Here is a 568-nt window from a genome sequence, read left to right as displayed (position 1 = left end):
AGGAACGTGCCGTGGAACCCGAAGAACAACATCCAGAAGTGGATCTTGCCCAGCCGTTCGTTGAGCATCCGGCCGGTCCATTTGGGCCACCAGAAGTAGAAGCCGGCGAACATGGCGAACACGACGGTCCCGAAGACCACGTAGTGGAAGTGGGCGACCACGAAGTAGGTATCCGAAACGTGGATGTCCAGCGTGGGTGCCGAGAGGATGATGCCGGTCAGTCCGCCGAAGAGGAAGGTCACCAGGAACCCGATGCTCCAGAGCATGGGTGTCTCGAAGGTGATGGATCCTCGCCACATCGTGCCGATCCAGTTGAAGAACTTCACCCCGGTGGGCACCGCGATCAGCATGGTCATGAACCCGAAGAACGGCAGGGCGACCGAGCCGGTGGCGTACATATGGTGCGCCCAGACGGACACGGACAGTGCGGCGATCGAGATCGTTGCGAAGATCAGCCCCTTGTAGCCGAAGATCGGCTTGCGGGAAAAGACCGGGAAGATCTCCGAGACGATGCCGAAGAACGGCAGCGCAATGATGTAGACCTCGGGGTGGCCGAAGAACCAGAACA

At 59.9% G+C, this 568-nt stretch carries 1 protein-coding gene; it reads right to left on the bottom strand.

The annotated features are described in order from the left end of the window. Positions 1 to 568: cbb3-type cytochrome c oxidase subunit I (locus ACT3UE_RS15775; protein ID WP_444567028.1), on the bottom strand; the 568-nt coding region annotated here is incomplete at both ends.

The sequence above is a fragment of the Arthrobacter sp. 179 genome (assembly GCF_052379645.1).
GTDB lineage: Bacteria > Actinomycetota > Actinomycetes > Actinomycetales > Micrococcaceae > Arthrobacter_H.
The sequence above is the reverse complement of the archived record's forward strand: the minus strand, read 5'-3'. Positions and strand labels throughout refer to the sequence as shown.